The 26609-nt window shown below is 58.3% G+C and carries 20 protein-coding genes; 7 read left to right on the top strand and 13 right to left on the bottom strand.

From position 1 onward, the window contains the following. Positions 1-2: 2 nt before the first annotated feature. The 10 genes from ACB042_RS03935 to ACB042_RS03890 all read right to left on the bottom strand — a co-directional run bounded on the left by ACB042_RS03935 (position 3) and on the right by ACB042_RS03890 (position 13259). On the bottom strand, positions 3-1247 hold the full coding sequence (locus ACB042_RS03935; RefSeq protein WP_069527574.1) for a response regulator: 1245 nt from the start codon (positions 1245-1247) through the stop codon (positions 3-5). Then, positions 1234-5223 (bottom strand): response regulator, encoded by a 3990-nt coding sequence (locus ACB042_RS03930; protein WP_371177845.1) that lies wholly within the window; start codon positions 5221-5223, stop codon positions 1234-1236. The genes ACB042_RS03935 and ACB042_RS03930 overlap by 14 nt, the downstream gene beginning before the upstream one ends. A gap of 15 nt (positions 5224-5238) precedes the next feature. Next, complete coding sequence (gene ihfA / locus ACB042_RS03925) at positions 5239-5535, bottom strand: integration host factor subunit alpha (RefSeq protein ID WP_005300715.1); 297 nt, start codon at positions 5533-5535, stop codon at positions 5239-5241. Positions 5536-5538: 3 nt separating this feature from the next. After that, positions 5539-7926 carry a phenylalanine--tRNA ligase subunit beta gene (gene pheT / locus ACB042_RS03920; RefSeq protein WP_371177844.1) on the bottom strand — a complete coding sequence of 796 codons (2388 nt, stop codon included), beginning with the start codon at positions 7924-7926 and terminating at the stop codon, positions 5539-5541. A 12-nt stretch (positions 7927-7938) separates the two neighbouring features. Beyond that, positions 7939-8922: a phenylalanine--tRNA ligase subunit alpha gene (gene pheS, locus ACB042_RS03915; RefSeq protein WP_005336686.1), complete on the bottom strand. Its 984-nt coding sequence runs from the start codon at positions 8920-8922 to the stop codon at positions 7939-7941. 379 nt (positions 8923-9301) lie between these two features. Further along, positions 9302-9658: a 50S ribosomal protein L20 gene (gene rplT / locus ACB042_RS03910; RefSeq protein ID WP_005336687.1), complete on the bottom strand. Its 357-nt coding sequence runs from the start codon at positions 9656-9658 to the stop codon at positions 9302-9304. Between the two features lie 15 nt (positions 9659-9673). Continuing rightward, complete coding sequence (rpmI, locus tag ACB042_RS03905; protein ID WP_005336688.1) at positions 9674-9871, bottom strand: 50S ribosomal protein L35; 198 nt, start codon at positions 9869-9871, stop codon at positions 9674-9676. An 87-nt stretch (positions 9872-9958) separates the two neighbouring features. After that, positions 9959-10489, bottom strand: coding sequence for a translation initiation factor IF-3 (infC, locus tag ACB042_RS03900; protein ID WP_196783562.1), 531 nt, complete (start codon positions 10487-10489; stop codon positions 9959-9961). Positions 10490-10510: 21 nt separating this feature from the next. Further along, positions 10511-12439 carry a threonine--tRNA ligase gene (thrS, locus tag ACB042_RS03895; RefSeq protein ID WP_202004655.1) on the bottom strand — a complete coding sequence of 643 codons (1929 nt, stop codon included), beginning with the start codon at positions 12437-12439 and terminating at the stop codon, positions 10511-10513. A 232-nt stretch (positions 12440-12671) separates the two neighbouring features. Further along, complete coding sequence (locus ACB042_RS03890; protein WP_202004658.1) at positions 12672-13259, bottom strand: tetratricopeptide repeat protein; 588 nt, start codon at positions 13257-13259, stop codon at positions 12672-12674. A gap of 173 nt (positions 13260-13432) precedes the next feature. On the opposite strand from ACB042_RS03890, the gene ACB042_RS03885 reads away from it, so the two are divergent. Next, entirely contained in the window at positions 13433-14488 is a 1056-nt protein-coding gene (locus ACB042_RS03885; RefSeq protein ID WP_371177843.1) for a PA0069 family radical SAM protein, read from the top strand. Positions 14489-14601: 113 nt separating this feature from the next. On the opposite strand, the gene ACB042_RS03880 is transcribed toward ACB042_RS03885, so the two are convergent. Next, complete coding sequence (locus ACB042_RS03880) at positions 14602-14757, bottom strand: hypothetical protein (RefSeq protein ID WP_005345370.1); 156 nt, start codon at positions 14755-14757, stop codon at positions 14602-14604. Positions 14758-15019: 262 nt separating this feature from the next. Between ACB042_RS03880 and ACB042_RS03875 the strand changes: the two genes are divergently transcribed. Further along, positions 15020-16417 carry an alpha-amylase family protein gene (locus tag ACB042_RS03875; protein WP_371177842.1) on the top strand — a complete coding sequence of 466 codons (1398 nt, stop codon included), beginning with the start codon at positions 15020-15022 and terminating at the stop codon, positions 16415-16417. Between the two features lie 107 nt (positions 16418-16524). Here the strand turns inward: ACB042_RS03875 and gyrA are convergent, their stop codons facing one another. Beyond that, a complete protein-coding gene (gyrA, locus tag ACB042_RS03870; RefSeq protein WP_371177841.1) occupies positions 16525-19287 on the bottom strand; it encodes a DNA topoisomerase (ATP-hydrolyzing) subunit A in 2763 nt (920 codons plus the stop codon). Positions 19288-19485: 198 nt separating this feature from the next. On the opposite strand from gyrA, the gene ubiG reads away from it, so the two are divergent. From ubiG to yfaE, 5 genes are all read left to right on the top strand, one after another. After that, positions 19486-20202 carry a bifunctional 2-polyprenyl-6-hydroxyphenol methylase/3-demethylubiquinol 3-O-methyltransferase UbiG gene (gene ubiG / locus ACB042_RS03865; RefSeq protein ID WP_219263877.1) on the top strand — a complete coding sequence of 239 codons (717 nt, stop codon included), beginning with the start codon at positions 19486-19488 and terminating at the stop codon, positions 20200-20202. Continuing rightward, positions 20202-20897, top strand: a complete 696-nt coding sequence (locus ACB042_RS03860) for an HAD family hydrolase (protein WP_302247039.1) — start codon at positions 20202-20204, stop codon at positions 20895-20897. Before ubiG ends, ACB042_RS03860 begins: the two co-directional genes overlap by 1 nt. Positions 20898-21520: 623 nt before the next feature. Beyond that, positions 21521-23788: a class 1a ribonucleoside-diphosphate reductase subunit alpha gene (gene nrdA, locus ACB042_RS03855; protein ID WP_019838757.1), complete on the top strand. Its 2268-nt coding sequence runs from the start codon at positions 21521-21523 to the stop codon at positions 23786-23788. A gap of 80 nt (positions 23789-23868) precedes the next feature. Beyond that, complete coding sequence (gene nrdB / locus ACB042_RS03850; protein ID WP_005336708.1) at positions 23869-25002, top strand: class Ia ribonucleoside-diphosphate reductase subunit beta; 1134 nt, start codon at positions 23869-23871, stop codon at positions 25000-25002. Beyond that, entirely contained in the window at positions 24999-25322 is a 324-nt protein-coding gene (gene yfaE / locus ACB042_RS03845; RefSeq protein ID WP_019838758.1) for a class I ribonucleotide reductase maintenance protein YfaE, read from the top strand. Before nrdB ends, yfaE begins: the two co-directional genes overlap by 4 nt. Positions 25323-25451: 129 nt before the next feature. On the opposite strand, the gene mltA is transcribed toward yfaE, so the two are convergent. Next, on the bottom strand, positions 25452-26603 hold the full coding sequence (gene mltA / locus ACB042_RS03840) for a murein transglycosylase A (protein WP_139741196.1): 1152 nt from the start codon (positions 26601-26603) through the stop codon (positions 25452-25454). Positions 26604-26609 lie beyond the last annotated feature (6 nt).

Here is a 26609-nt window from a genome sequence, read left to right as displayed (position 1 = left end):
GCTTACCAGCGCCCCGTCATACCGCGCTCTCGCCACACCTCGACGTCGAGCAGGTTGTAAGGATCATCCAGATAGACGGCGATCCCCAGCTCCCGAACCCGGGCCATAAAGCGTCCCAGCAGGGAGTCACCGGTCAAGGACTCCATCTCCGGCAAGATCCCCTGCCCCAGCAGCAAGGCTTGCAGCGGCAAACGCTCCAGCAGATCGAATGGCAGATGCTGGCTGTTATCGAGCAGCAGCGCCAGCTTGCTCCCCGCCAGACTGGCTTGCAGCACCAGCGCGAAGCGATCGGCATTGCCGAGCAGGTGGTCACGACGGTGGATCAGCAGGGTCAGTTCGGCTGGGGTACGCGACTGCTCCGTCAGCCAATCCTTGAGCGCCTCCCAGCGGCTGGGCAAGCCGGTCACCGCCAGCCAGACCGGATGAGGGGTCGCGGGACTGGAGAGCAACCCTAGCTGACCCTGCACCTCCCCCTGCCACCGGCGGATGGAGCGGCGCTGGCCGCTCAAGCGCTGCTGACGCAGCGGGCCCAGATAGAGTCGACGCAGCAACCTGAGCAGCTCGTCGCAATCAAGCGGCTTGGCCAGCGCCGCCAGAATATTGAAACCGGCATCGTGCAGCAGGCGGCGGGCACCGTCGATCAGCGTCTGCTCATGGGCCGAAAGCAGCACAATGGGCAGCCCGGCCTCCTGCAACTGGGGCTGGTTCATCAGCAGACTGATGGCATCTTGCTCCACCAGACTGAGATCGCACACCAGCAGGCTGATGTCGCCCGCCGACAATGCCGCAAGGCAGGCCGATTCATCCTGTACCCACTGACAGGAGAGCCCCAACCCGGCGATGGTCTGTTGCAGTTGCATCCCCTGAAATGGGTGATCCTCGAGCAGCAACACCTTGTTAGCGGCCAGCCAGTTGCACCAGTTACGGTAACTGGCGGCAAGCCCCCCCAGCCAATCCTCGCCGATAGCGTAGATCCCCTCATGCTGCTGCAACTGGGGGAAATAGTCCGCCTGCTGATGAGCGGCAGGGTCGTAAAGGGCAATGGCACCTGCTGCAAACAACCCTTCCCACTGCCAGCAGGCATCCGGTCGGGTACGGTGCAGCGTGACATAGGAGGGCAATGTCATGGTGCTGGCCAACTCATGGGCGGTGCTATCGAGGGCATAGAGCACAATGGGGCAAAATCCTGCCGCCTCATGCTCTTCCGAATCGAGCAACGCCAGTAATTCTTCATCAGTGATGATCATCTTGAGCCCTCTTTGAAAACTGCTGGCTGAACTCATCCAGTGCCCGGTTCAATCTGGCTTGCAGCATCGGATGGGGCGCCTGTTGCCACTCTTCAATGACCGCCACCAACGCAGTCGCCCCTACCATTCTGGCGGCCCCCTTCAACTTGTGTAAAGCAGCATTCACGCCAACTTCATCTTCTTCTGTGCTGCAGCGCTCAAGTTCGGCCAAATCATCACGGGTAGCCTTCAGATAAAGGGCGGCCAGTTCATCGGTCAGCAGCGAGGCAACCGGTGTCGGGGCGACAACATTGCTCCCTTCTTTGGCAATATGGCGCAGCAAGGTCGCCAGCTCCTTGAGGGCGACCGGCTTGTCCAGATGGCCATCGCAACCGCAGGATTGCAGCTCCCTTGCCGCCTGATCACTGAGATCTGCGGTGATCACATAGACCGGCAGACGAGCCCAACGGGCGGATTGGCGCAATTGCCTGCACAGCTCGGCCCCGTTCATCACCGGCATCTGCAGATCGGTCAGCACAAAATCCACCTCTTGCTGCGCCAGCATCTCCAGCGCCAGCTGCCCGTTGGCGGCAGTGATAACGCTGGCACCAAGTTGCCCCAGTTGCAGGCTGATCAGCTCGCGATTGACATCGTGATCTTCAACCAGCAGTACCCGCATGCCAAGCCCTGGCTGGGTGCCGGCCACCGGTTGATCCGGGGTCAAGCGTGGTTGCAGCAGGGTGATGATGGTCCCGGGCACCCAGGACTCCCCTTGCCATGCCCAATAGTAGAGCCCCTTCTCGTCCACCTCCGCTTGCAGCGTATCAACGGCGTTGCTAACGGTGGCGATCCCCAATCGGCTTAACCAGGGCGACAGCGCTTGCGCCTCATCGTGGGGTAAAGAGAGTGCCAGCTGCCGCACATTGGGTTGCCAGTCCGGCTCCTGCTGTACCCGCTTCAGGGGCAACTCGCAATAGAAGCGGCTACCGCCACCGACACGCCCCTCGACATCGATAAGCCCCCCCATCTGCTCGATCAGCTGCTTGCAGATCGCCAGACCAAGACCTGTGCCCGGCGCCCGCAGCTGCCCTTCAACGGCAAACTGCTCGAACGGCATAAAGAGCGTGGTGCGCATCTTGGCGGTGATCCCCGGTCCCTGATCATCCACACCAAAGCGCAAGGTCGATGTGACCACCTCGGCCCACAGCACCACTTCCCCACGCAGGCTGAACTTGATGGCATTGGAGAGCAGGTTGTGGAGCACTTGCCGAACCCGGTGAGGGTCGAGGGTCTGCAGGGCTGGCAGAGCCGGATCCAACTTAAGGCGCAGTTGCAATCCCTTGGCCCGCGCCTTGGTCCAGTGCACCGCCGCCACGTGCTCGCACAGCTCGGCAAAATCGGTTGGCTGGGGCGAGAGGGAGAGTTTGCTGTTTTCGTTGCGGCTAAAGTCGAGCACATCGTTGAGCAGGCCGAGCAGCTCATCCCCCGCCTGACGCACCCGCGCCAGCGCAGAGTCTTGCTCTCTCGACAAAGGAGTACTGGCCAGCCACTCCAGCAAGCCGAGCATGGCGTTCATCGGCGTGCGGATCTCGTGGCTGATGGCGGCCAAAAAGCGCCCCTTGGCCAGAACTGCCTGTTGCGCCTGCTCATGGGAGTGCTGCAATACCTGATCCTGCTCGACCCGGGCAGTGGCATCCTGCATCACCGCATAAATTCGCCACCCCTGCGGCTGACTGCGGCCACGGCCATAGAGCTGCAACCAGCGCAGACCCTTGGTCGGATGGTGATAGCGCAGGGTGAACGCGAAGGGTTTACCCGCCTGCAACATGGCGAACATCTCACGGCGTACCCGACGGCGATCCTCGCGCTCCAGCATAATGAGCACCCGTTTGGGCTCACGACGGATCTGCTGGCTCGCCAGCCCCAGCTGCTCGTAACAGCCCCTGCTGATAAACTCGATCCCCCCTACCCGTCCCCGCTCGAACATAAACTGCAGCACCACGCCGGGCACGGTATTGGTCAGGGCGCGCAGGCGGCGCTCTGCCTGACGCAGAAAACGAGCCTGCTCACGCAGCACACTGATATCCGACAGGGCGATGAGATCGGTGGCAGGTGCCTGCTTGTCCAGCCGCAGCGGATGCTGGGCATAGGCGAAGACCTGATCCCCCAGCACCAACTCCCCTTCACTCTTCTGAGGCTGTACCGGCGGCAACATCAACTGCTGCGAATAGCGCAGGGCCAGACGTCGCCCCTGTTTATTGGATTTGATCACCTTGCCCTGGCTGTTGCGCAGATAGACGGGCACCGGCAACGCCTGAAACATGGTTTCCCGCAGCTCGCTCTCGATGGCCAGCGCCTTCTCGGCGGCGTGACGCTGGGCCACTTCCCTCGCCAGTTGCTGGCGGGAACGCCAGATCCCGCCGATGACGATACCGCTGATCAGCAGTGCCATGGCGATGGAGCCAAACCAGGCGGCGTAGCTCACGCCGGGCTGCTGAACGACGAGCAAGCGGCGCCAGCGCTGGTTAAGTTCGTCGAGCTGGGTGCTGGTCAGCGCCATCAGGTTGCGATCCATCACCCCGGCCAGTTCGGTCTGACTCTTGTTGATGGCAAAGCCAAGACTGAAGCGATCTTCCAGCTCCTCGATATCGAGCCCTTCCAACAAGTTGGTACGCTGGGGATATTGCAGCTGATAAAGCTCGCTCAGCATGGCGTCAGCCTTGCCCTGTTTGATCGCTGCCAACCCCTGCTCGATGCCGTCGGTACGAACCCACTCCTGATCACCGAGCAGGGCGAGCAAGGAGGGATCGTAGAGGGATTCCGGCACCAGAATACGCTGCCGCTTGAGTTGGGTAATGCGATCGGCAGCCAGCTTGCGCTTGCTGATCAAGGCAAACCGGTTGGTGGAGATCGTCCGACTGAAAATGAACTGATCCGTCAATGCCGGGGATTCCGGCAAGCCGGCCATCATATCCGCCTCACCACGGCGCAGCTTTTCTACGGCCTCCGCCTTGCTGGCGGCAGGCACCAGCTTGTATTTCAGGCCGGTCTCCTGGGTGACCCAGCGCAGCACATCCGCGCTCCACCCTTTCGCCTCCCCCAGATCATTGACACCGCTATAGGGCATCAACTCGGGATTGACCACCAGGCGAATGGTGCGCCCGCGGCCGGATAACCAGGCCTGCTCGGTATCGCTGAAGTGGGGTTGGTTGACGTAGAGCGACCCCTGATCGAGATAGCGAGCCAGATCGGTATAGATAGTACCGGCGGGCATATGACGGATCAGGGTGTCCACCAGATTGGCCAACTCAGGCTGATCACGCATCATCAGGCGATAGCTGATGATCCGATCCTCACCAAACAGGCGGCGCAGACGCAAACCATCGGCCGGAAACTCGCGCATCAGATAGCGCAGTTGCAGATAGTCCCCCAGATAGGCGTCACCCTTGCCACTCTGCAGCGCGTCGTAGACCTTCTCTCCGCTCTTTAGGGAAATAATGCGCGCCTGTGGATATAGCTCGTGCAGCAGGCGGGCAGAGTCTGCCACCGAGTAGACCAGAAAGCGGGCCTGTTTGAGATTTTCACCCTTGTAGAGGATGGCGGCATCGGTCTCCATCATCGGACGGCTTAACCGCATGCCCTCCACGGCCTTCTTGCGGGTTCCGACATAGGGAATGATGTCGCATTCCCCCTCTGCGAGCCCGTTGCGCAATGTCTGCCAATCGGGCAGCTCTTTGAGCACAAGCGGAATCGGGAACAGCTCCTGCAAACGGGCGAGACGATCCTTGAGCAGTCCCCCCTCGGCCATCAGGTATGGTGGAGGAAGCGTCGCAGGATAGCAGAGCGAAAGCTGGCTCAGTGAATTTACATAAGCTTGGGTCGCCGGCGCCAACGGCAGCACTATGGTCTGCAAAGGCTTGGCGTGCAATGACAGTGCCAGTACGGCACCCAGAAGAAAAACGGGGAATTTGGTCATCTGAAAACAAAAGCCAGGCATCTGCCTGGCTTTTTATCACTCGTTGGGTTCAACATTTTCTACCCTGGCCTTGAGCTTCTGGCCAGGCCGGAAGGTCACCACGCGGCGGGCGCTGATAGGAATATCCTCGCCCGTCTTGGGGTTGCGTCCGGGACGCTGATTCTTCTCACGAAGGTCAAAGTTACCGAAGCCTGAAATCTTGACTTGTTCACCACGCTCAAGCGCCTGTCGGATTTCCTCAAAGAAGGCTTCCACCATATCTTTGGCTTCACGCTTGCTCATCCCGAGCTGGGTGAACAGGTGCTCTGCAATGTCGGCTTTGGTAAGCGCCATAGATCAATCCCTCAAGGATGCATTCAACTCTTCACCAAGGGCCCGCACGACATTGTCTACGGTCTCGGCAATCTCTTTCTCCTCCAGGGTGCGCTGGGTGTCTTGCAATACAAGACTGATGGCCAGGCTCTTCTTGTCCTCTGCCATACCAGCACCCTGGTATACGTCAAACAAGTTTATTCCAACTACCTGATTTCCGCCAACTTTTTTAATTACCGCAAGCACATCACCTGCCAGAACCTGACGATCGACCACGACGGCGATGTCGCGACGGTTCGCCGGGAACTTGGAAACTTCGGCTGCCACAGGCACCTTGGCCGGGGTCAGCTTGTCCAGCTCCAGCTCAAACATCACCGCGCGGCTCTTGAGGCCCAGCTTCTTCTCGAGGCTCGGGTGGATCACGCCGATGTGGCCGATGATCTCGCCATTGCGCAGGATGGCTGCGCTCTGGCCCGGGTGCAGGGCGCTGTGCTCGGTGCGCTCGAAGGTAAAGGTGGCCCCTTCGGCGGTCAAGTCCAGCACCGCTTCCAGATCCCCTTTCAAATCAAAGAAGTCGGCTGCGCGGGTTTTGATATCCCAGTGCTCGTCGCTCTGGTTGCCAGTGATGATACCGGCCAGCATCGGCTCCTGACGGATGCCGTTCTCGGCGCTTTCATCCTTGATGAAACGCAGACCCTGCTCGAACAGACGCACGCGCGGCTGCTGACGGTTCTGGTTGTAAACGACGGCCTGCACCAGACCCGGGAACAGAGAGACGCGCATGGCGGACATCTCGACCGAGATTGGGTTCGGCAGCACGATGGCATCGCTCTGCGGGAACAGGGTTTGCTGGGTCTTGGGATCGACGAAGCTGTAGGTGATCGCTTCCTGGAAACCGCGGTCAACCAGCAGGTCGCGCACGCGCTTCAGGGTCACCTGCCCTTCTGCCTGCTCCACCATCGCCAAGGAGGCAGCTGGTTTCAGGTTCGGGATGTTGTTGTAGCCGTAGATGCGAGCCACTTCCTCGATGAGATCTTCCTCGATGGCGATATCGAAACGCCAGGAGGGTGCCAGCGCAGTCCAACCGTCAGCATCCACAGTAACCTGCATGCCGAGGCGAGTCAGGATCTCGACCACCTGAGCGTCAGCCACGCTGATACCGATCACCTTGTCGAGCTTGCTGCGACGCAGCTTGATGGGTGCCGCTTTCGGCAGATGGGCATCGGATTTGACCTCGATGACCGGACCCGCTTCGCCGCCGCAGATATCCAGCAGCAGACGGGTGGCTCTGTCCATCACCTTGGCCTGCAGCTGCGGATCAACCCCCCGCTCGAAGCGATGGGAAGAGTCGGTGTGCAGACCGTAGGCACGGGCACGGCCTGTGATGGAGAGCGGCGCGAAGAAGGCACACTCCAGCAGGATGTCGGTGGTGGTCTCGGAAACACCGGTGCGATTGCCACCGAAGATACCGGCCATGCAGGCAGGACCTTTGGCATCGGCAATCACCAGGGTGGTCTCTTTGAGCCTCACTTCGTTGCCATCGAGCAGGGTCATCGGCTCATCGGCGTGGGCACGACGCACCACCAGTTCCCCTTCCAGGGTAGCCAGATCGAAGGCGTGCATCGGCTGACCGTATTCCAGCAGCAGGTAGTTGGTGATGTCGACGATGGCGTCGATGGAACGAATGCCGCCCCGACGCAGCTTCTCTTGCATCCAGAGCGGGCTCTGGGCCTGCAGGTTCAGCCCCTTGATGACGCGCCCCAGATACCGGGGGCAATCGGCTGTTGCTTCAACCCGGATCGGAAAAGTTGCATCAATGGTGGCAACAGCAGGTGCCCAGGTCGGCTCGACCACGTCCACACTGTTGAGCACACCAATTTCACGAGCCAGACCGGCGATACCGAGGCAATCGGCACGGTTCGGAGTCAGATCCACATCGATGGAGACGTCGTTCAGATTGAGGTAGTCGCGAATATCGGTACCGATGGGGGCATCGGCTGGCAGCTCGATGATGCCATCTGCTTCAACGTCGATACCCAGCTCACTGAACGAGCAGAGCATGCCGTGAGACGGCTGGCCACGCAGCTTGGCTTTCTTGATGGTGAAATCACCCGGCAGGGTCGCCCCTACTTTGGCCACACATACTTTCAAGCCCTGACGGCAGTTCGGCGCGCCACAGACGATGTCCAGCAGCTCGGCTTCACCCACGTTGACCTTGGTCACCCGCAGCTTGTCGGCGTCAGGATGCTGGGCGCACTCGACCACTTCACCCACAACCACATTGTTGAACTGGCCAGCCACCGCTTCCACGGCGTCCACTTCCAGACCGGCCATGGTGATCTGTTCGGCCAGCGCATTGTCACTTAACTCGGTGCGGACCCACTCCATCACCCAGGATTTACTGAATTTCATGTTCTCTCGCCCTTACTTGAACTGCTTGAGGAAGCGCAGGTCGTTTTCGAAGAAGGCACGCAGGTCGTTGACCCCGTAACGCAGCATGGTCAGGCGCTCAACGCCCATGCCGAAGGCAAAGCCCGAGTATTTTTCCGGATCGATGCCGACCGAACGCAGTACGTTCGGGTGCACCATGCCGCAGCCCAGCACTTCCAGCCACTTGCCGTTCTTGCCCATCACGTCCACTTCAGCGCTCGGCTCGGTAAACGGGAAATAGGAAGGACGGAAGCGAATGGTCAGGTCTTCCTCGAAGTAGTTGCGCAGGAAGTCGTGCAGAATGCCCTTCAGCTCGGTAAAGCTGGCATGCTCGTCAACCAGCAGGCCTTCAACCTGATGGAACATCGGGGTGTGGGTCATATCGTAGTCGTTACGATAGACGCGGCCCGGTGCAATGATGCGGATCGGCGGCTGCTGATGTTCCATGGTGCGGATCTGCACGCCCGAGGTGTGGGTACGCAGCATCAGATCAGGATTGAAGTAGAAGGTATCGTGATCGGTACGCGCCGGGTGATGAGCCGGAATGTTCAGCGCATCGAAGTTGTGGAAGCCATCTTCAATCTCGGGACCACGGGCAACCTTGAAGCCCATCTCGCCAAACAGGCGCTCGATACGTTCAATGGTGCGGGTTACCGGATGCAGACCGCCATTCTCGATGCGGCGGCCCGGCAGGCTGACATCGATGGTCTCGGCGGCCAGCTTCTGGTTCAGCACGGCGACTTCGAGGGCTTCACGACGCTCATTCAGCGCATCCTGAACCTGCTGTTTGGCCTGGTTGATCACGGCACCCGCGGCAGGACGCTCTTCGGCAGACAAGGCACCTAGGCCCTTCATCTGCTCGGTAAAAAAGCCCTTTTTACCCAGATATTTGACCCGGATTTCGTCGAGGGTCGCGATATCGCTCACGCCCTCAATTTCGGCTCTGGCTTGGCCGACTACTTCTTCAAGCTGTTGCATGTCTTCCTCGTCACCACTCCCGGTACAGGAGCCTTTAGGCTAAATAAGGTCAAGGGGGGAATAATACAAAAAAAGCCCCTTCGCTGACCATAGCTAAGGTTGGCTTTTCTCCCTACAAATCATTTTGTTATATCAAGCGAGTCTTATCGGTTCACCGTCACTCCTGAAATAATGGAACAAACATCTAGTTTGTTGGCATATAAACTATTTGTAGAACAGGTCATCTCGCACATATCACCTTGTGTGGAGAAATATGCAGCTCGTGTAAAACAGTGGACAGAGTATGGGCGGGAGAAAGGAAAAAGTAATGTAAAACAGAGAGTTATAGATACAAAAAAGGAGGCCTGAGCCTCCTTTTAGCGTTTATAACAGAACTGGATTAAACCAGAGCTGCTTTAGCTTTTTCAACCAGGGCGGTGAAAGCCATTTTGTCGTGAACGGCGATATCGGACAGGATCTTGCGATCGATCTCGATAGAAGCCTTCTTCAGACCGTTGATCAGACGGCTGTAGGACAGACCGTTCTGACGGGCTGCAGCGTTGATACGCGCAATCCACAGCTGACGGAACTGACGCTTTTTCTGGCGACGGTCACGGTAGGCATACTGACCAGCTTTGGTTACCGCTTGTACCGCTACGCGGTAAACACGGGAACGGGCGCCGTAGTAACCTTTGGCGGCTTTCATTACTTTCTTGTGACGAGCTCGAGCAGTCACACCACGTTTAACTCTTGGCATTTTTCACATCCCCCCTTATGCGTACGGCAGACAAGCGACAACACGTTTGTGGTCGGCAGCAGAAACCATGAATTTCGGCCCCAGCTGACGCTTACGCTTGCTGCTCTTCTTGGTCAGGATGTGACGCAGGTGGTTGTGCTTGCACTTGAAGCGACCCGAGCCAGTCTTTTTGAAGCGCTTTGCAGCACCCCGGTTGGTTTTCATCTTCGGCATTTCATACTCCGCATTGTGAGTGACAACAAAATCGCAAGGCGAACCAACTCATGGGGGCGAGCCCCATGAGTCAATTTCTTGTGGGCCTTAAGATTTCTTCTTAGGTGCGAGGACCATCACAGCTTGACGGCCTTCGACTTTCGGGAACGACTCGACTACGGCCAACTCTTCCAGATCGTTCTTGACGCGCTCCAGAACCTTGATACCAAGATCCTGGTGGGCCATTTCACGACCACGGAAGCGCAGGGTGACCTTAGCCTTGTCCCCGTCTTCCAGAAAGCGAACCAGGTTGCGTAGTTTTACCTGATAGTCGCCTTCGTCAGTGCCAGGACGGAATTTGATTTCCTTGACCTGGACGACTTTCTGCTTTTTCTTCTGTTCTTTGGTTGTTTTGCTCTTTTCGTAGAGGAATTTGCCGTAATCCATGATCCGGCAAACGGGCGGCTCAGCATTTGGACTGATCTCTACCAGATCAACTCCGGCCTCTGCGGCCAAGTTCAGAGCATCCTGAATGGAGGTAATGCCAATGGCTTCACCATCCAGACCAGTCAGACGAACTTCTTTCAGACGGATCTCTTCATTGATCCGGTGAGCGCGGGCTTGCGGTTGCTTGCCCAGTTTTTTTCCGCCTTTTATAGCTTATTCCTCCACTTTCTTTTGTCCGCGGGTCTGAACTTCCTGGGTCAACAGAGCGATGAACTCTTCAACAGGATAAGTGCCCAGGTCAGCCCCTTTACGAGTCCGTACTGCAATCTTACCGGCTTCAACTTCTTTATCGCCGCAGACCAGCATGAAAGGTACTCGCTTCAAAGTATGCTCGCGGATTTTAAAGCCAATCTTCTCATTTCTCAAGTCCGCTTTTGCGCGAAGGCCCGCATCATTCAATGCTTTGGCTACTTTCACCGCATAATCGGCCTGATTATCCGTGATATTCATGACCACAGCCTGAGTCGGTGCCAACCAGGTCGGGAACAGACCGGCGTACTCTTCAGTCAGAATACCGATGAAGCGCTCGATAGAACCCAGGATGGCCCGATGGATCATCACGGGTACATGGCGCTCGTTGTTTTCGCCCACATAAGTGGCGCCCAGACGACCAGGCAGGGCAAAGTCGAGCTGCACGGTACCACATTGCCACGCACGATCAAGGCAATCGTGCAGGGTAAATTCAATTTTGGGACCGTAGAACGCCCCTTCACCCGGCTGCAGATCGTACTTCAGACCGTTGAGCTCCAGCGCTTCGGCCAGGGCTTTCTCGGCGCGATCCCACATCTCGTCGGAGCCGATACGCTGCTCGGGACGAGTAGAGAGCTTGACCACGATGTTCTCGAAGCCAAAGGTACCGTAGACGTCATAGACCATACGAATACAGCCGGAGACCTCTTCCATGATCTGCTCTTCGGTACAGAAGATGTGCGCGTCATCCTGAGTGAAACCACGTACCCGCATCAGACCGTGTAGGGAACCGGACGGCTCGTTGCGGTGGCAGGAACCAAACTCGGCCATACGCAGCGGCAAATCACGGTAGGACTTCAGACCCTGGTTGAAGATCTGGACGTGACCCGGGCAGTTCATCGGCTTGATGGCGTACTCGCGGTTTTCGGACTGGGTGGTGAACATGGCCTGGGCGTATTTCTCCCAGTGACCTGAACGCTCCCACAGGACGCGGTCCATCATGAACGGACCTTTCACTTCCTGATAGTCGTACTCTTTGAGCTTGCCGCGGATAAAGGTTTCCAGCTCACGGAAGATGGTCCAGCCATCGTTGTGCCAGAACACCATACCGGGTGCTTCTTCCTGCATGTGATACAGGTCGAGCTGCTTGCCGATCTTGCGGTGGTCGCGCTTGGCGGCCTCTTCCAGACGCTGCAGATAGGCCTTGAGCTGCTTCTTGTCAGCCCAGGCGGTACCGTAGATACGCTGCAGCATCTTGTTGTTGGAGTCGCCACGCCAGTAGGCGCCGGACATCTTCAGCAACTTGAAGTGGTGGCAGTGACGCATGTTGGGCACGTGCGGGCCGCGACACATGTCGATGTACTCTTCGTGATGATAGAGACCTGGCTGGTCATCACGGGCAATGTTCTGATCCAGGATTTCGACTTTGTAAGACTCGCCGCGCGCCTCGAATACATCGCGCGCTTCTTGCCAGGAGACTTTCTTCTTGATGACGTCGTAATCCTTGGCTACCAGCGCCAGCATGCGCTCTTCCAGGGCAGCCAGATCTTCATCGGTCAGGGTACGGTCAAGATCAACGTCATAGTAGAAGCCGTTGTCGATGACAGGACCGATGGCCATCTTGGTCTGGGGCCAGAGTTGCTTGATAGCATGACCCAGCAAGTGGGCGCAGGAGTGGCGCAGGATGTCCAGACCTTCTTCGTCTTTGGCGGTGATGATGGCCAGCGAGGCATCGGCTTCGATCAGCTCGCACGCATCCACCAGTTCACCGTTTACCCGACCGGCAATGCACGCCTTGGCGAGACCGGGACCGATGTCCGCAGCCACATCCATGACGGAAACAGAGTGGGCAAATTGACGTTGGCTGCCGTCAGGCAGAGTAATGATTGGCATTATGTGTTTCCTTATACAGTGGTGACCCCTACCAAAGGTCACATGCGGGATAGAAAAGAGATTCAAAAAGGTGATGTTTTGGTTCTCCACAGCACTTTGCGAAGACGGCCTGACACGTAAACCACATGTCTAACGTGACAAACCAAGCCAAAACGGCCCCATGCTACCAGAAGTCGGGCGTGCTGTATCGGATTTGCAGATATTTTCTACAGTCAAATGAGTCGCCTGCCGACTATTCACCAAGCAGGGATTGCCAGTTGAAGTCAAAGTCACTGCTCCCCTCCTCGGCCAGCGCCAGCTCTTGCAGCACCTGAAGCGCCAGCTTGTTGCCCTTTTGTGCCGCCTGATAGAGCCACTGTTTCGCCTGAGGCAAATCGACCCTGCCGCTGACCCCCATCAGATGAAGGACGCCGACTTTCAGCATGGCCGGGACGTCACCATTACGGGCAGCCTGATCCATCCAGTGAAAGGCTTGGCGCAGATCTCGCTTGACCCCGACACCGCGCAGATAGAGCTCTGCCAGCCGATATTGGCCGAAGGGATCCCCTGCCTGCGCCGACTGGCGATAGAGGCTGATGGCCTGATGGATATCCTGCTCGCTCCCCTGCCCCACTTCATGGCTCCAGCCCATCAAGGCTTGCGCCCTAGGTTGCCCTTGCGCCGCCAGTGGCGACCAGATCCGGGTCGCCTCATCGAAGTGACCGGTACGCCAGGCACGGTTGGCAGCAGCCATCTCCTGCTCGGTGGAGAGCGGAAGCAGACGCCAGATAACCAGCGCAATCAGACCGATAAATAGCCAACGGGAAGTGGTGGGGCTCATGATGATTTCCGTGATCCAGTTCTCATTTCGTCTATGTAAACGAAATGTAGCGCCGCAATCAAGCAAGAGATCCCTGCAACAACCCTTTTTGCACCCGGTCGCTCAGCAGTAGTTGTCATTTATCCGGGGCACCTGCAAAATAGCTGTATATATAAACAGTGCTGGTGCGCACCATGGCAGGACGAGGCAGTCCCCACAATATCGATCACCGTTTTAACGGCCCCCTTGTCGAAGCGGTTGATGACGGCTGGCAATCGTCCGATTGGGATGCCACCTTCACTCCTTCTGTGCCTGGCACCGAGGTGCGGGAGATCGATGCACGCAGCATCATCAGCTACAACAGTTCGCCAGATGTGCCTTTTGGTCGCTCCATCAACCCCTATCAGGGGTGCGAACATGGCTGCATCTACTGCTATGCCAGACCCAGCCATGCCTATCTGGAGCTCTCCCCTGGCCTCGATTTCGAGAGCAAGCTGTTTGCCAAACGCAATGCAGCCGACCTGCTGCGCCGGGAGTTTGCCAAACCAGCCTATCAGCCACAGACCATCTTCATTGGCGCCAATACCGACCCCTATCAACCCATCGAGCAGCGCTATCGCCTCACCCGGCAGTTGCTGGAAGTGATGCTGGCTCACCGCCATCCGGTCGGACTCATTACCAAGAGCGCCATGATCTTGCGCGACCTCGATCTGTTGACCGAGCTGGCAAGCGAGGGACTGTGTCAGGTGATGGTGTCGGTGACGACATTAAATGAAACCCTGCGGCGACAGCTGGAGCCCCGCGCCAGCACGGGCGCAGGCCGCTTGAAAGTGATCGAGAAGCTGGCCAACGCTGGCGTGCAGGTGGGGGTACTGGCCGCCCCCATGATCCCGCGGCTTAATGAACCTGAGCTGGAGCAGATCATCAAATCAGCCGCCGAGGCAGGCGCCAGTTGCGCAGATTACATCCTGCTGCGGTTACCCCACGAGTTGGCGCCGCTATTTGGGGACTGGCTCGATACCCACTACCCGGGCCAGAAGGAAGCTATTTTAAATCAGTTGCGAGCCAGCCGCGGTGGCGGGCTCAACAGTACCGCCTTCGGTACCCGCATGCGCGGTGAGGGGCACTTTGCCGATCTGCTGGCCCAGCGCTTTCGCCTCATCAGCAAGCGCCTCGATCTGGGCAAACGTCATATTCAGCTCAGGCTGGATGGGTTTATCCGCCCCGGGGAGCAGCTGTCGCTCTTCTAATCCCCCTCTCATGCACTGCATATATCAGGTGCACAGTCCTTGCCTGCCAAGAGGTCTATAGGAAGGATTGTCGCGACAGGATCGCGCTATCTGGTAAAGAGAGGGCTAACGCCTTAGCCTGCGCGCTGATCCCGACCCTGCTGCACCATTTCAACCGGTAGTCGCGAGGGTTCATGAGCCACTTCGTGCTCATCCTCTTCATACAGCGGCACCTCTGACTCGCCCCATACCCGGCTCCACCAAATTTCCCACGTGATCCAACTGGTCATATGCAGCTCCTGACGGTGAAGGTGATAGCAACAACGCACCACTCGCCCGGCAGGATAGCGACTGGGAATGACAGGGAAATGACAAAAAAATCACTTGTAAAAAGGCAACTGGCGGTGGCGAGGAAAAGCCGAAACAGTTCACATATTCGGCGAAATCACTCTGAAAGCGGTCACAAATCTGCAGGTTGTGGATTGCAGCACATCCTGTTCCCGCCAAAGCTGGGTTGCCCATTCAGGCATCTATAAAAACAGGGACACAATAATGAAACACACAGCGGGAATATGGGCGATCGCAGGCATCCTGATCGCCCCCTTGGCGCAAGCCGACGTCATACTGCACGCCTTCAACTGGAAGTACAGTGAAGTGACGGCCAAAGCCGACCTTATCAAGTCGGCCGGTTACAAACAGGTACTCATCTCGCCGCCTCTCAAGTCATCAGGCAACGAGTGGTGGGCTCGTTACCAGCCGCAGGATCTGCGTCTTGTCGACTCCCCTCTTGGCAACAAGCAGGATCTCGAGCAGCTGATTGCCGCCATGAAGGCGCGGGGTATCGCCGTCTATGCCGATGTGGTGCTCAACCACATGGCCAACGAAAGCTGGAAACGCAGCGATCTCAACTATCCTGGCAACGAGCTGCTGCAAAGCTACGCCAGCAACCCGGCCTATTTCGAGCGCCAGAAACTGTTTGGCGATCTCGGGCAAAACTTCCTCTCCGGTCAGGATTTTCATCCCGAAGGGTGCATCAGCGACTGGAGCGATCCGGGTCATGTCCAGTATTGGCGTCTCTGTGGCGGTGCCGGTGACAAGGGGCTGCCGGACCTGGATCCCAACAACTGGGTGGTAAGCCAGCAACAGGCCTATCTCAAGGCACTCAAGGGGATGGGGATCAAGGGTTTTCGGGTCGATGCGGTCAAACACATGAGCGATTACCAGATCAATGCCGTGTTCACCCCCGAAATCAAACAGGGGATGCACGTGTTTGGCGAGGTGATCACCACAGGGGGGGCTGGCAGCACCGATTACGAGCGCTTTCTCAAACCCTACCTCGACAGCAGCGGTCAGGGAGCCTATGACTTTCCGCTGTTTGCCTCCCTGCGCGGTGCCTTCAGTTACGGTGGCAGCATGAACCTGCTGGCGGATCCGAGCGCCTACGGTCAGGCGCTACCGGGCAGTCGAGCCGTCACCTTTGCCGTGACCCACGACATCCCCACCAACGACGGCTTCCGCTATCAGATCTTAAGCCAGACTGACGAGAAGCTGGCCTACGCCTACCTGCTTGGGCGCGATGGTGGCTCGCCGCTGGTCTATTCGGATCACGGCGAGACCCAGGCCAAGGATGGACTGCGCTGGCAGGATTACTACCAGCGCGCCGATCTCAAGGGGATGATCCGCTTCCACAATGCGGTGCAGGGTCAACCCATGCAGCTGATCGGCAGCGGTGACTGCTTCGTGCTGTTCAAACGGGGCAAACAGGGGCTGGTCGGCATCAACAAGTGCGACTATGAGCAGGAGTATTGGCTCGATACCGCCAAGTTCGAGATGAACTGGTATCGCAACTATCGTGACGTGCTCGACCAAGGCGCCGTGGTCAACGTGCAGAGCCAGTGGGTACGGGTCGCCATTCCCGCCCGCAGCGCCAGAATGTGGCTGCAGGAGTGATCCAGCCGTAAGATCAGCGGAGAGTCATAAAAAGCAGACTAATAAAAAGAGCGACCACCAGGGTCGCTCTTTTTGCTCAGAGACGTTGCTCGGGTAACTGGTGACGATTACTCGTCGCCCGCTTCCCCAGCATCGACCGCATCAGTGCCGGTCGCGGTATCGGTACCTTCAGATACCTCACCGTCAACGGCCAGCGCGTCGTTCTCGTCTTCGTCGCTCTCGGCGATGCGCTGCAGGCCCACCACGGTCTCGTCTTCACCGGTACGGATCAGACGGACACCGCCGGTGTTACGGCCAATGACACTCACCTCGGCAACACGGGTACGCACCAGGGTACCGCCGTTGGTGATCAGCATGATCTGGTCGGTATCTTCGACCTGGATCGCATCGATCACCTTGCCATTACGCTCATCCACCTTGATGGAGATAACGCCCTGGGTACCACGGCTCTTGGTCGGGTATTCGGCCAACGCAGTCCGCTTGCCGTAACCGTTCTCGGTGGCGGTGAGGATGGCACCTTCGCCGCGCGGAACAATGAGGGAAACCACCTTGTCACCGGCGCCCAGCTTGATGCCGCGCACACCGGCTGCGGTACGACCCATGGGACGAACGCCCTTGAAGGTACCCTTGCTTTCGGTGCCTTCGCCGTTGTCGCTGCCATCATCGTCATTGCCGGCATCGTCGTCGGTTTCAACGTCATCGCTGACATCGGCATCAACGCGATCTGTTTCCGAACGACCGCTGCCTTCGGCGAAGCGAACAACTTTGCCCGCGTCGGAGAAGAGCATGATCTCGTTGCTGCCGTCGGTGATATCCACCCCAATCAGCTCATCACCCTCTTTGAGGTTGATGGCACGAATACCGGAGGAGAGCGGACGGCTGAAGTCAGAGAGGCTGGTCTTCTTCACGGTACCGTTGGCGGTGGCGAAGAACACATACTTCTCGGCGTCATACTCCTTCACCGGCAAGATAGCGGTGATACGCTCACCCTCTTCCAGCGGCAGCAGGTTGATGATCGGACGACCACGGGCGCCACGGGACGCTTCCGGCAGCTGGTAAACCTTGAGCCAGTAGACCTTGCCACGGGTGGAGAAGCACAAAATGGTGTCGTGGGTGTTGGCCACCAGCAGACGCTCCACAAAGTCCTCTTCCTTGATCCGGGTGGCCGACTTGCCACGACCGCCGCGGCGCTGGGCCTCGTAGTCGGATAGCGGCTGATACTTCACATAGCCCTGGTGAGACAGGGTAACCACCACGTCTTCCGGGGTGATCAGATCTTCGATGTTGATCTCGGCACTGGACATGCTGATCTCGGTGCGACGCTCGTCGCCATACTGCTCACGCACGGCCAGCAGTTCATCGCGGATCACTTCCATCAGACGAGCCGGGCTCGCCAGGATGTGCAGCAACTCGGCAATCAGATCCAGCAGAGACTGGTACTCTTCCAGGATCTTCTCGTGCTCGAGGCCAGTCAGCTTGTGCAGACGCAGGTCAAGGATGGCCTGGGCTTGCTGTTCGGTCAGGAAGTATTGACCTTCACGGATACCGAACTCCGGCTCCAGCCACTCTGGCCGTGCCGCGTCGTCGCCCGCTTTTTCCAGCATGGCGGCCACGTTGCCGAGTTCCCAGCCCTTGGCAACCAGGCCCGCTTTCGCGTCGGCCGGGGTCGCGCTGTGGCGGATCAGCTCGATGATGGGATCGATGTTGGCCAGCGCAACCGCCAGACCTTCCAAAATGTGCGCCCGATCCCGCGCCTTGCGCAGTTCGAACACGGTCCGGCGAGTCACCACTTCACGGCGGTGCAGCAGGAACGCATCCAGGATCTCTTTAAGGTTCATCACCTTGGGCTGGTTGTTATCGAGCGCCACCATGTTGATGCCGAACGTGGTCTGCATCTGGGTGTGCTTGTAGAGATTGTTCAGCACAATCTCGCCGGACTCGCCGCGCTTGATCTCGATAACGATGCGCATGCCGTCTTTGTCAGACTCATCGCGCAGGGCACTGATGCCCTCGATCTTCTTCTCTTTGACCAGCTCGGCGATCTTTTCGATCAGTCGAGCCTTGTTCACCTGATAGGGGATCTCGTGAACGATGATGGTCTCGCGACTGGTCTTCTCGTCCACTTCCACTTCAGCTTTGGCCCGCACATAGATGGAGCCACGACCGGTACGGTACGCCTGCACGATGCCGGAACGACCGTTGATAATGCCGCCGGTGGGGAAATCCGGGCCGGTAATGTAGGTCATCAGCTCATCAATGGTGAGGTCGCCATTTTCGATCAGCGCCAGACAGCCATTGACAATCTCGGTGAGGTTGTGAGGCGGAATGTTGGTCGCCATGCCCACCGCGATACCGGAGGAGCCGTTGACCAGCAGGTTGGGAACCTTGGTAGGCATGACAGCCGGGATCATCTCGGTGCCGTCATAGTTCGGCACCCAGTCCACGGTCTCTTTGTCCAGATCAGCCAGCAGCTCGTGGGAGATGCGGGCCATCCGCACTTCGGTATAACGCATCGCCGCGGCGCTGTCGCCGTCGACTGAACCGAAGTTGCCCTGACCATCGACCAGCATGTAACGCATGGAGAAATCCTGCGCCATCCGGACAATGGTGTCATACACAGCGCTATCGCCGTGCGGGTGATATTTACCGATTACGTCACCGACCACACGGGCCGATTTTTTATAGGGCTTGTTCCAGTCGTTCCCCAACTCGTTCATTGCATACAGAACGCGGCGGTGAACCGGTTTCAAGCCATCACGCACATCCGGCAGAGCTCGTCCTACGATCACGCTCATGGCGTAATCAAGATAGGAACTCTTGAGCTCTTCTTCGATGTTGACCGGCGTGATCTCTCTGGCCAGATCGCTCATAGAAAGCCTTATCCCTAATTAGTTGTTCTTTGGCTTAAACAGCGCGACATGGTAACACACTGAGCCAAATACCTTAAGCCACAAATCGGGGATCAGATCGGGCTGGTGTGACAAAGTCCGTCCGTTATAATGCCCGCCAGGACAATAGATTGCGCCCATGACTCAGAAGCGGGCGCCCTGCCACAGGATCTTCGAAAAATGAACAGTGATGCCAATGTCGATCTGACAGAAATCGCCAAGTTTGAAGCCATCGCCTCCCGCTGGTGGGACATGGAAGGTGAATTCAAACCCCTGCATCAAATCAATCCGGTACGCCTTGACTGGATCACCGACAAAAGTGGCGGTCTGTTTGGCAAGCGCATTCTCGATATCGGCTGCGGTGGTGGCATTCTCTCCGAGAGCATGGCCCGCCGTGGCGCTAGGGTCACCGGCATCGACATGGGCAAGGAGCCTCTCGGCGTTGCCCGCCTGCACGCCCTGGAGCAGGGTGTCGAGCTCGAGTACCGCCAGATCACTGCCGAAGCCCATGCCGCCGAAGTGCCGGGCCAGTATGACGTGGTCACCTGCATGGAGATGCTGGAGCATGTGCCGGACCCCGCCTCCGTGCTGCGCGCCATCGCGACTCTGGTACGCCCGGGCGGCCGGGTGTTCGTCTCCACCATCAACCGCAACCCCAAATCCTATCTGATGATGATCATCGGGGCCGAATACCTGATGAAGATGGTGCCCAAGGGTACCCACGATCACAAAAAATTCATCACCCCGGCCGAACTGTGTCGCATGGGGGAAGCAGCTGGCCTGCTGGTGCGGGACATGAGCGGCGTCCACTACACCCCCCTCACCAACCAGTTCAAGCTCGGCAAAAATGTCGACGTCAACTATATGGTGGAGTTTGTCCGCCCGGAGCACGGCTGATGAGCGCCTCTCGCCCTCTTCCCCTGCGCGGTGTGCTGTTCGATCTGGATGGCACCCTGCTCGACACAGCCCCGGATCTGGGTGCCGCCGTCAACCACGTGCTGATCAGCGAAGGCTTTGCGCCGCTCTCTGACGACATCATTCGTCAGACCACTTCCCACGGAGCGCTCGGGCTGCTGAAAGCGGGTCTTGGCGACGAACTGCTTGAAGAGCTGGGGGCCACCCGCCTGCGCAATGCCCTGCTCGACTACTACGCGGCCAACCTCTGTGTCGGGACCCGTCCCTATGAGGGAATGGTGGATCTTATCGAGTGGCTCGACGAGAAACAGCTCCCCTGGGGCATAGTCACCAACAAGCCGGGCTTTCTCACCGAGCCGCTGCTGGCGGCCCTGCCACAGCTTGCCAGCTGCGGCGTCACCGTCAGCGCCGACACCCTGCCGGTACGCAAGCCCGACCCCGCCCCCATGTTCTTTGCTTGTGAGAAGCTGGGGGTCGAGGCGGCTCACTGCCTCTATGTGGGTGATCATGTGCGGGATATCGAAGCGGGCCGCAATGCTGGCATGCGCACCGCGGTCGCTGGCTGGGGCTATCTCAATGATGAGGAAGATCCCGCCCAGTGGGGCGCCGATCTGCACTTTGATACCGTGCAGGCTCTGCACCACTGGCTGCGCTATGAGTTGACGGCCAAAGCGTAACGCGCAGCCTTACCGGCTGACATGCGATAACGGGGCGAAGAGACTCTCCGCCCCTTGCATCTTTTCCTTTACGCTCCTGCTTCCTGCGCCACCATCACTCGTCTATTCATGGATAATAAAGGCGGCTTTCTGCCTGTTGGATACCCATTTGACAAGCTCACAGCCGTCACAAAGCGGCTACAAACCACCGTCATCTGATGCAAAGCCCTTGCCACGCTGAGCCCGCGGCTGCGACAACTGGACAGCTTTTGACCCTTGTTGCATAAGGGATAATCAGCCGCCGTTTGCTAGTAAAAAGCCCCCCGTTTCGCAAGCAAAAAAAGTTATTTAAATTTTCCATCTTCGATCGGGAGACTTGCATTTAGCGGAGCGGACGAATGAAAACCCGCTCACTGTGAGCAGTCACTAACTGATGGGGCAAGACTCACAATTTATCCACAGCTCGTCACTTATCCACACATTGCAATGGCGGGCTGACCTCACTATCTTGTAGCTCGAACTTAAAATAACACTACATCTTGTGATTCATCGCACAATCTCTACCCAACTCCCGCATATCGCCGGGGCAAGGGTAGCGCCATTGTGCGATGGTTTTTCGGGAATCAACTGAAGGTCATCAGCCAATGAACTTGTTTGTGACGAAGCGTAACGGACACAAAGAACCCATCGATCTGGATAAAATTCACCGCGTGCTGGACTGGGCCGCCGAAGGGCTCGACAACGTGTCGGTCTCCCAGGTAGAGCTCAAATCCCACATCCAGTTCTATGACGGTATCCGTACCGCCGACATTCACGAAACCATCATCAAGGCAACGGCTGACCTCATCTCCGAGCAGACCCCGGACTACCAGTACATGGCAGCCCGTCTGGCCATCTTCCACCTGCGCAAGAAGGCCTACGGCCAGTTCGAACCGCCCCACCTCTACCAGCACGTGGCTCGTCTGGTGGACATGGGCAAGTACGACAAGCACCTGCTGGAAGACTACACCCAGGCCGAATTCGAAGAGCTGAACACCCATCTGGATCACTGGCGCGACATGGATTTCTCCTACGCGGCAGTCAAACAGCTGGAAGGCAAATATCTGGTCCAGAACCGCGTCACCGGCGAGATCTACGAGAGCCCGCAGTTCCTCTATATGCTGGTTGCGGCCTGCCTCTTCTCCAAGTATCCGAAAGATACCCGTCTGGACTACATCAAGCGCTTCTATGATGCGGTCTCGACCTTCAAGATCTCCCTGCCGACCCCGATCATGAGCGGCGTGCGCACCCCGACCCGTCAGTTCAGCTCCTGCGTACTGATCGAGTGCGACGACAGCCTGGACTCCATCAACGCCACCGCCAGCTCCATCGTGCGTTACGTTTCTCAGCGCGCCGGTATCGGCATCAACGCCGGTCGCATCCGCGGTCTGGGCAGCCCCATCCGTGGCGGCGAAGCGTTCCACACCGGTTGCATCCCCTTCTACAAATACTTCCAGACTGCCGTGAAGTGCTGCTCCCAGGGCGGCGTGCGCGGCGGTGCGGCCACCCTGTTCTACCCGCTGTGGCACACCGAAGTGGAAAGCCTGCTGGTGCTGAAGAACAACCGCGGCGTGGAAGAGAACCGTGTTCGTCACATGGACTACGGCGTGCAGATCAACAAGCTGATGTACCAGCGCCTCATCAAGGGCGGTGACATCACACTGTTCTCCCCGTCCGATGCGCCGGGTCTGTACGACGCCTTCTTCGCCGATCAGGACAAGTTTGAAGAGCTCTACGTCAAGTACGAGCAGGATCCGGCCATTCGCAAGAAGACCCTGAAAGCGGTAGACCTCTTCTCCCTGATGATGCAGGAGCGTGCCGGTACCGGTCGCATCTACATCCAGAACGTGGATCACTGCAACACCCACAGCCCGTTCGACCCGAGCGTGGCGCCGGTGCGCCAGTCCAACCTCTGCCTCGAGATTGCGCTGCCGACCAAGCCGCTCAACAACATCGACGATGAGAGTGGCGAAATCGCCCTGTGCACCCTCTCCGCCTTCAACCTCGGTGCCATCGAGAAACTGGAAGATCTGGAAGAGATGGCCGATCTGGCCGTGCGTGCCCTCGACGCCCTGCTCGACTATCAGGACTACCCGATTGCCGCCGCCAAGAAGGGCAGCATGGGTCGTCGTACCCTGGGTATCGGCGTCATCAACTACGCCTACTACCTGGCCAAAAACGGTGCCCGTTACTCCGACGGCTCCGGTCTGGCCCTGACTCACCGTACCTTCGAGGCCATTCAGTACTACCTGCTGAAAGCCTCCGTGCAGCTGGCCCGCGAGTTCGGCCCCTGCCCGCTGTTTGGCGAGACCACCTATGCTCAGGGCATCCTGCCCATCGACACCTACAAAAAAGATCTGGATGCGCTGTGTAACGAGCCGCTGCATCTGGATTGGGAAAGTCTGCGTGAAGAGATCAAGTCCGTTGGCTTGCGCAACTCCACCCTGACCGCCCTGATGCCGAGCGAGACTTCCAGCCAGATCTCCAACGCCACCAACGGTATCGAGCCGCCGCGCGGTCTGGTGTCGGTCAAGGCCTCCAAAGACGGCATTCTCAAACAGGTGGTGCCCGAGTATGATCGCCTGAAAGATCAATACGAATTGCTCTGGAAGCAACCGAGCGTTGACGGCTACCTGCAGCTGGTCGGTATCATGCAGAAGTTTGTGGATCAGGCGATCTCCGCCAACACCAACTACGACCCTGCCCGTTTCGAAGGCAACAAGGTCCCGATGAAACAGCTGCTCAAGGACTTGCTGACCGCCTACAAATACGGCCTCAAGACCCTGTACTATCACAACACCCGTGATGGTGCAGACGATGCCCAGACCGACCTGCAAGATGACGGTTGCGCTGGCGGGGCTTGCAAAATCTAAGTCACGGCAAGAACTGATAACCGGGCGGGAGCATGAAGCTCCCGCTCTCCTGTTTTCTCTATTCACATATTCTGGTAACCATGGCCTATTCAACTTTCTGCCAAACCCAAAACGACCAGCTCAAAGAGCCGATGTTTTTTGGCCAATCGGTCAACGTAGCCCGTTATGATCAACAAAAGCACGAAGTGTTCGAGCGGCTGATCGAGAAGCAGCTCTCCTTCTTCTGGCGCCCGGAAGAGGTGGATGTCTCCCGTGATCGCATCGACTATCAGGCCCTGCCGCCCCACGAGCAGCACATCTTCATCTCTAACCTGAAGTACCAGACCCTGCTGGACTCCATTCAGGGCCGCAGCCCCAACGTGGCGCTGCTGCCGCTGGTCTCCATTCCGGAGCTGGAAACCTGGATTGAGACCTGGGCCTTCTCGGAGACCATCCACTCTCGCTCCTACACCCATATCATCCGCAATATCGTCAACACCCCCGCCCAGGTGTTCGACGACATCGTGACCAACGAGCAGATCTTGAAGCGCGCCGGCTCCATCAGCCACTTCTACGACGACCTGATCGAAGCGACCGCCCTCTACAACCTGCACGGTGAAGGGACCCACACCGTCGCGGGCCGCGAAGTGACCATCACCTTGCGCGAGCTCAAGAAGAAGCTCTATCTCTGCCTGATGAGCGTCAACGCGCTGGAAGCAATTCGCTTTTACGTCAGCTTCGCCTGCTCCTTTGCCTTCGCCGAGCGTGAACTGATGGAAGGCAACGCCAAGATCATCAAGATGATCGCCCGCGACGAAGCGCTGCACCTCACCGGCACCCAGCACATGCTGAACCTGATGCGCACCGGCCAGGATGACCCGGAGATGGCCGAGATCGCCGCCGAGTGCGAACAGGCATGCTTCGAGATCTTCAAGGAAGCGGCCATTCAGGAGAAAGAGTGGGCCGAGTACCTGTTCCAGGACGGCTCCATGATCGGCTTGAACAAGGACATCCTCTGCCAGTACGTGGAGTACATCACCAACCTGCGCATGAGTGCGGTCGGCCTGCAGCCAGCCTTTGCCGGCACCAAGCAAAACCCGATCCCCTGGATCAACACCTGGCTGTCATCCGACAACGTGCAGGTCGCCCCGCAAGAGGTGGAGGTCAGCTCCTATCTGGTCGGTCAGATCGACAGCGAAGTCAATGCCGATGACCTGGGTGATTTCGAGCTGTGAGTGATGCCACCAACACGCTGACCCCTGCCCCGCACGCAGCTGCTGAACAGCAGGCGGTCGTGGCACCACGGGTACATACCCGGGATGGTGCCGTGCTGCACGCCCATCCCGGCGAAAGCGTGTTGGAGACCCTGGAGCGCCATGGTCATCATGTGGAATTTCAGTGTCGCAGCGGCTATTGCGGCGCCTGCCGCACTCCGCTGATGGCTGGCAAGGTGCACTATCCTGCGGTGCCCTTGGCATTCGTCGCCCAGGGGGAGTGCCTCCCCTGCTGCTGCAAACCGGTCGGCGCCATCCGGCTGGATATCCAGAAGAGCTGACGCAGCCACAGACTGGCAACTCGCACAAAATAGAAAGCCGCCGGAGCAATCCGGCGGCTTTTTTTGTCTCTTCATCTTTGCTCGGGTTTGCTCGGGCGCCCGATTACAGACGCCCAAAGCCTCAGAGGATTACAACCAGGGGGCGGCAGTCGGCCCGTGGTGCAGACCCAGCTTCCAGACCCGGCCGAAGTGCTTGTAGTGACCGGCCGCGACACCAGCCTTCTCGCCCATGCCATGGTAGAGGTCGAGGTGGCCCTTCTTCACCGCCCCGCCCACATCCAGCGCAATCAACAGCCGCAGCTGGTGCTTGCCGGTCCAGTTGCCCTCTTTATCGAGCAAGGGGACTTCGGCGAGGATAGGGGTACCCATCGGCAACAGGGTCTTGTCGGCAGCAACGGCCGCCAGCGGCAGCAGCGGGATACCGGCCGCGCCGATCACATCATTGGTCGGGCGGCGCTCGAAGAAGACATAGGAGGGGTTCTGCTCCACCAGCTCCTTGACGCTCTCCTCCGGCTGTCGGTTGGCCCACTCCTTGATGGCCTTCATCGACATCTGCTCTTTGGGCACTTCACCGCGGTCGATCAGTACCCGACCAATACTCACGTAACCGTGGCCGTTCTTGCCGCTGTAGCCCAGATATTGCAGCCGATCGTCATCCCCGTAGTGGACAAAGCCAGAGCCCTGCACATCCATCAGGAAGTTGTCGATGAGGGATTTGCTGTAACCCAGCTCCAGCCCGCGGTTGGCCAAGGCCCCCTGATGGATCTCGGCCCGGGTCGGACAGCGACCGCCACATTTGGGCATGGCATAGATGGGGTATTTGTACTTGGCATCCGGGCGGTGGCGCACCTCCAGCACCGGCGAGTAGTAACCTGTAAAGAGCACGTTACCCATGCGATCGGCGCCGCCCAGCTGAGCCAGGCTGATACCGTAACGGGTGATGTCGGCAGGATTGCCGCCGCCCGCCACCCAGCGGGAGAGCTGGTGATAGAGCTCGCCATAACGGCGGGTCATCTTGCCGGAGCGTTCCAATACCAGTCGGCTTTGCGGGCCAAACTTGCTGTAGTCGGCACGCGCACGGCTATTGACCCGATCTACCCTCACCAGATCCTCTGACAAGGTCCCGTCCAGATACTGCTTGCCCAGATTTTCCGGCACCTCGCAGTTAAGAAAACATCTGTTGTCGGTCTGTTTTTTGGGCACTTCTGCTTTGTCAGAGTTGCCCGCACAACCGGCCAGTCCCAGCACTGCGGCGGTCAGCCAGTACGCGTGTTTGTTCATATGTCC

The organism is Aeromonas sp. S13(2024) (genome assembly GCF_041402405.1).
GTDB classification, from domain to species: Bacteria; Pseudomonadota; Gammaproteobacteria; order Enterobacterales; family Aeromonadaceae; genus Aeromonas; species Aeromonas veronii.
Note: the sequence above shows the minus strand (reverse complement) of the source record. Positions and strands in the feature narration are given on the sequence as shown.

What these genes read in the sequence shown, in the direction of transcription:
- ACB042_RS03885 (WP_371177843.1), top strand. Translation starts at nt 13,433, where the DNA reads ATGGCAGGACGAGGCAGTCCCCACAATATCGATCACCGTTTTAACGGC.
- ACB042_RS03860 (WP_302247039.1), top strand. Translation starts at nt 20,202, where the DNA reads ATGAGCGCCTCTCGCCCTCTTCCCCTGCGCGGTGTGCTGTTCGATCTG.
- ACB042_RS03875 (WP_371177842.1), top strand. Translation starts at nt 15,020, where the DNA reads ATGAAACACACAGCGGGAATATGGGCGATCGCAGGCATCCTGATCGCC.
- thrS (WP_202004655.1), bottom strand. Translation starts at nt 12,439, where the DNA reads ATGCCAATCATTACTCTGCCTGACGGCAGCCAACGTCAATTTGCCCAC.
- rpmI (WP_005336688.1), bottom strand. Translation starts at nt 9,871, where the DNA reads ATGCCGAAGATGAAAACCAACCGGGGTGCTGCAAAGCGCTTCAAAAAG.
- pheS (WP_005336686.1), bottom strand. Translation starts at nt 8,922, where the DNA reads ATGCAACAGCTTGAAGAAGTAGTCGGCCAAGCCAGAGCCGAAATTGAG.
- ACB042_RS03935 (WP_069527574.1), bottom strand. Translation starts at nt 1,247, where the DNA reads ATGATCATCACTGATGAAGAATTACTGGCGTTGCTCGATTCGGAAGAG.
- nrdA (WP_019838757.1), top strand. Translation starts at nt 21,521, where the DNA reads ATGAACTTGTTTGTGACGAAGCGTAACGGACACAAAGAACCCATCGAT.
- pheT (WP_371177844.1), bottom strand. Translation starts at nt 7,926, where the DNA reads ATGAAATTCAGTAAATCCTGGGTGATGGAGTGGGTCCGCACCGAGTTA.
- nrdB (WP_005336708.1), top strand. Translation starts at nt 23,869, where the DNA reads ATGGCCTATTCAACTTTCTGCCAAACCCAAAACGACCAGCTCAAAGAG.
- gyrA (WP_371177841.1), bottom strand. Translation starts at nt 19,287, where the DNA reads ATGAGCGATCTGGCCAGAGAGATCACGCCGGTCAACATCGAAGAAGAG.
- ubiG (WP_219263877.1), top strand. Translation starts at nt 19,486, where the DNA reads ATGAACAGTGATGCCAATGTCGATCTGACAGAAATCGCCAAGTTTGAA.
- ACB042_RS03930 (WP_371177845.1), bottom strand. Translation starts at nt 5,223, where the DNA reads ATGCCTGGCTTTTGTTTTCAGATGACCAAATTCCCCGTTTTTCTTCTG.
- ACB042_RS03880 (WP_005345370.1), bottom strand. Translation starts at nt 14,757, where the DNA reads ATGACCAGTTGGATCACGTGGGAAATTTGGTGGAGCCGGGTATGGGGC.
- ACB042_RS03890 (WP_202004658.1), bottom strand. Translation starts at nt 13,259, where the DNA reads ATGAGCCCCACCACTTCCCGTTGGCTATTTATCGGTCTGATTGCGCTG.
- ihfA (WP_005300715.1), bottom strand. Translation starts at nt 5,535, where the DNA reads ATGGCGCTTACCAAAGCCGACATTGCAGAGCACCTGTTCACCCAGCTC.
- rplT (WP_005336687.1), bottom strand. Translation starts at nt 9,658, where the DNA reads ATGCCAAGAGTTAAACGTGGTGTGACTGCTCGAGCTCGTCACAAGAAA.
- mltA (WP_139741196.1), bottom strand. Translation starts at nt 26,603, where the DNA reads ATGAACAAACACGCGTACTGGCTGACCGCCGCAGTGCTGGGACTGGCC.